The organism is Kitasatospora sp. NPDC093558 (assembly GCF_040683475.1).
In the GTDB taxonomy this organism is placed as follows: domain Bacteria; phylum Actinomycetota; class Actinomycetes; order Streptomycetales; family Streptomycetaceae; genus Kitasatospora.
Genome location: NZ_JBFBDY010000559.1, coordinates 1 through 4,045, shown reverse-complemented (window position 1 = coordinate 4,045; position 4,045 = coordinate 1). Strand labels below are relative to the sequence as shown.

General features: G+C 68.9%; 3 protein-coding genes. All 3 read right to left on the bottom strand.

Going from position 1 to position 4,045, the window contains the following annotated elements; all coding sequences use genetic code 11:
* Positions 1-7 precede the first annotated feature (7 nt).
* Positions 8-2,032: a transglycosylase domain-containing protein gene (locus tag AB0O00_RS31380; RefSeq protein WP_363657529.1), complete on the bottom strand. Its 2,025-nt coding sequence runs from the start codon at positions 2,030-2,032 to the stop codon at positions 8-10.
* A gap of 247 nt (positions 2,033-2,279) precedes the next feature.
* Positions 2,280-2,534, bottom strand: a complete 255-nt coding sequence (locus AB0O00_RS31375) for a hypothetical protein (protein WP_363657527.1) — start codon at positions 2,532-2,534, stop codon at positions 2,280-2,282.
* Between the two features lie 115 nt (positions 2,535-2,649).
* The gene (locus AB0O00_RS31370; RefSeq protein ID WP_363657525.1) at positions 2,650-3,678 is read right to left on the bottom strand and encodes a glycosyltransferase; all 1,029 of its coding nucleotides are present in this window, start codon (positions 3,676-3,678) and stop codon (positions 2,650-2,652) included.
* Between the last annotated feature and the right edge of the window lie 367 nt (positions 3,679-4,045).

Below are 4,045 nucleotides of genomic sequence, written 5' to 3'. Positions count from 1 at the left end.
GCCACGGCTACGGCAGCGGAACCGTAGTGAACGTGCCCGGCGAGACGCCGACCAGCGCGCCGTTCATCGCGTCGCTCCAGATCGGCCCGGCCAGCGTGCCGCCGAAGGCCTGGTCGACGACCTTGCCGCCGATCCGCTGCCCGTCCAGCGGCTTCTGCACGGCCGTGTCACTGACGACGGTCGCACCCGCCATCTCGGGGGTGTAGCCGACGAACCACACCTGGCGGCTGCCGTTGGTGGTGCCGGTCTTGCCCGCGCTGTCGCGGCCGGAGAGGCCGGCCGGCTTGCCGGTGCCGTCCTCGACCACGCCCTTGAGCATCGTGGTGACGGTGTCGGCCGTGTCCGAGGACATCACGGAGGTGCAGTTCGCGCCCGGCACCGCCAGCTGCTTGCCGTCCGGGCCGGTCACCGCGGTGATCGCGGTCGGCTTGCAGTAGGTGCCGTGCGCCGCGAACGTCGCGTAGACGTTCGCCATCTCCAGCGGCGTCAGGGAGTTGCTGCCCAGCGTCATCGACGGCACGACCTGGAGCTTCTCGCCGCCCGCCTGCGCGGAGATGCCCAGCTTGTTGGTCATCTGGGCGACGGAGCACAGCCCGGCGTCGGCCTCCAGCTTCGCGAAGTACGTGTTGACCGACTGCGCCATCGCCGTCTTCATGTCGAACTGGCCCTTGAGGCTCGGGCTGTCGTTGTGCAGCTGCTCGGTCGACGGGAACCTGCCGCCGTTGCAGTCCTTCATCGCCGGCCACGCCATGCTGTAGTCCGTCGTGTAGCTCTGGTTCGGCGCGATGCCGGCCTCCAGCGCCGCCGCCGCGACGATCGGCTTGAACGTCGAGCCGGTCTGGAAGCCCGCCCCGCCGCCCATCGACTTCTCGACGTTGTAGTTGATCTGGGTCTCGTGCTTGGCGTCCTCTACCCCGTACGGGCGGCTCTGGCCCATCGCGAGGATCTTGCCGGTGCCGGGCTGGACGATGCTCATCGCCGTCGCCGCCAGGTCGCCCGGGTTCACGTGGCTCGTCACCGAGTCGTTGAGCGACGCCTGCGCCTTGGGGTCGAGCGTCGTGCGGATCTGCAGGCCGCCGCGGTTCCACAGCGCCTTCCGCTCGGCCGTGCTCTTCCCGAACGCCGGATCGGTCAGCACCACCTGGCGCACGTAGTCGCAGAAGAAGCCCTCGCCCTGCTTGGCCGTGATGCAACCCTGCGGCGACGCCTGGATGTTCAGCCCCAGCGGGCTCGCGATCGCCTGCTGCTCCTGGTCCTTGGTGATGTGCCCGAACTCGGCCATCTTCTTCAGCACGGTGTCGCGCCGGCTCTTGGCGTCGTCCGGGTGGGCCACCGGGTCGTAGCCGCTCGGCGACTGCTCCAGGCCCGCCAGCAGCGCGGCCTGCGGGAGGGTGAGGTCCTTCGCGTGAACACCGAAGTAGCGGTGGGCCGCCGCCTCGATGCCGTAGGCCTTCTCCCCGAAGTACGTGATGTTCAGGTAGTTGGTGAGGATCTGGTCCTTGCTGAGCGTCTCCTCGACCTTGATCGCGTACTTCAGCTCCTGGACCTTGCGGCCGACCGTCTGCCGCTGCGCCTCCGCGACCTTCTCCGGGTCGTCGCCCGCCTCCTCGACGAAGACGTTCTTCACGTACTGCTGCGTGAGGGTCGACGCGCCCTGGGTGCTGCCCGTGGCGGCGTTCTTGTTCAGGGCCCGCAGAACGCCCTTGAGGTCGATCGCGCCGTGCTCGTAGAAGCGGTTGTCCTCGATGTCCACGAGGGCCGTCTTCACCAGCGGGGAGATCTGGTCCCCCGGGACGATCGTGCGGTCGCGGTCGTAGACGGTGGCGATCACGCCGCCCTGAGCGTCGTACACCGTCGAGGCCTGGGACAGCGGCGGCGTCTTGAAGTCGTCCGGAAGGTTCTGGAAGTCGTCGGCCGCCGACTGCGCCCCGAGCCCGACCGCCCCCACGGCCGGCAGCGCTATGCCCGCCACGACCACCCCGGCAATGCCACTCACACCGAGCAGCCGCACACCGGCCCCGATCTTGCTCACACCTGTTCCCCGCCGCTTCTCTCGCATGCGGCGACGATACGTGCACGACATGAGAGAAACGAACAAAAATCCGCACACGGCTGTCACTGCTGCGTCACAGCCTTGCGACGAAGCGGAATACAGGATTCACCGGGGCCGGAACCGACCGGGGCGGCGGAACATTGTGAAGAAGTTGTGCCTACAATCCACCGCGACCGCAAACCCCGGATCGTCGCCGAACCCGGCACCGCACCCGAGGCACGCAGCCCTAGGCGAGATCCTGTACAGCCAGGTCGTGTGGCCCGTCGAACAGCGCCCAGTCGGCGAATTCGCCCTCGCCGATCACGTCCGCCGGCAGCTTCAGGGTGCCGGCAGCGTACTCAAGTGCCAGAGCCTCCGGAGTGCGCCCCAACACCGCCGCGAGTTCACGCAACAGGGCGGCATCGGTCCCTGAGACCGTCACGGAGGCCACGATCGGCTGCTCCACGTGGGGCGGCCGCGCGGCCTCGCCTTGCGAACTCATCCGAATCGATTCCTCCCCGCCCGCATCACAGGCCGACTGGTGGCAATGCCGACCGCGTACTCCGTCTCCATTCAACGGCTGCCGCGACCAAAGGTCACGCCTGCCGTCCCCCGGGTCAGCGGCGGGCGGCCTGGCGGGTGCGGCGGACGATGCGGTGGAGGCGCTGGAGGGCCACGAAGCGGCGCATCCGGTCGGCCAGCGTCAGGCTGTACTTGAGCCGCAGCTGGGCGTTCAGCCCGGCCACCTGCTCCGGGCCGATGGCCGCGAGCAACCGGCCGACGTGGCGCTGGTAGACCTCCCAGTACGGGCGGTCGCCGTCCGGGAGGGACCAGAAGAACATCGGGATCTCCTCGACCAGGCAGTTCCGGTCGTAGGCGCGCAGGTGCTCGGCGAACTCCGGCTCGGGGCGGGCCATCAGCCACTCGCGGACCAGTTCCATCGAGCGGACCCGGTCGATCAGGCCGCGCGGGTCGGTCTTGCGCTGGGTGATGGACAGCTCGCCGTCCTCGCGCACCCGCCAGTGGTAGATCGGCTCGGAGATCACGTCGACCCGCTCGGCGAGGAAGTGGTGCGGCACGCTGACCGGGGCGTCCTCGTACAGGAGGCCCTCGGGGTAGAGGATGCCCGCGCCGTCGAAGAAGGAGCGCCGGTAGACCTTGTTCCAGGCGGTGCGGTCGGTGACCAGGGCGGGCAGTTCGCTGATGTGCGTGCGCAGCCGGGTCTCGCGGAAGGGGCGGCGGTGGCCGTGCGAGGGGGTGAGTCCGGTGGTGCGCAGGCGCATCGCGTTGCCGGTGGCGAAGTCGGAGCCGGTGTCGTCGAGTGTGCGGATCATGAGCTGGTAGGCGTGCGGCGGCAGGGTGTCGTCGCTGTCGACGAAGGTCAGGTACTCGGTGCCCGGGGTCAGGTTGCGCCAGCCGGTGTTGCGGGCGGCGCCGAGGCCCTTGTTCTCCTGCTGGACGAGCCGGAAGCGCGGGTCCCGCTGCGCGTAGGCCTTGGCGAGGACGGCGCTGTCGTCGGTCGAGCCGTCGTCGACCATGACGCACTCGAAATCCTCGAAGGACTGTCCCGCGATCGAGTCGAGGCACTCCTTGAGGTAGCGCTCGACGTTGTAGACCGGGACGACGACGGACAGACGCGGGGCCATGGGACGGCCTTTCGCTCAGAGGCGGACGGGCCGGGCTGGGGCGACGATCCCATCACCTTCAGTGATCTGCGGTGGCCCTAGTGTAGAGAAGCCTCGCGGCCGTTGGGCCAACGGCGAACGGATTCCAGTTTGCCTTCCGGTGCGGCCGTTGTGGTCGACGGGTGCAACGGGCCGGGCGTCACCTGGATCACTCAAACGCGAAATCATCCGATCGAGGGATCAGCGGAACAGAGCCCTCGATGTCCTATTGGCTAGCCTTCTGATCCGGCTCGAACCGGTCAGTCGCGGCGGCCGTGGAAGATCCCCCAGCTCAGGTGGCCCGCGCGGCAGGCGTCCACCCACAGGGGGAGGTTCTCCAGCAGGCCCT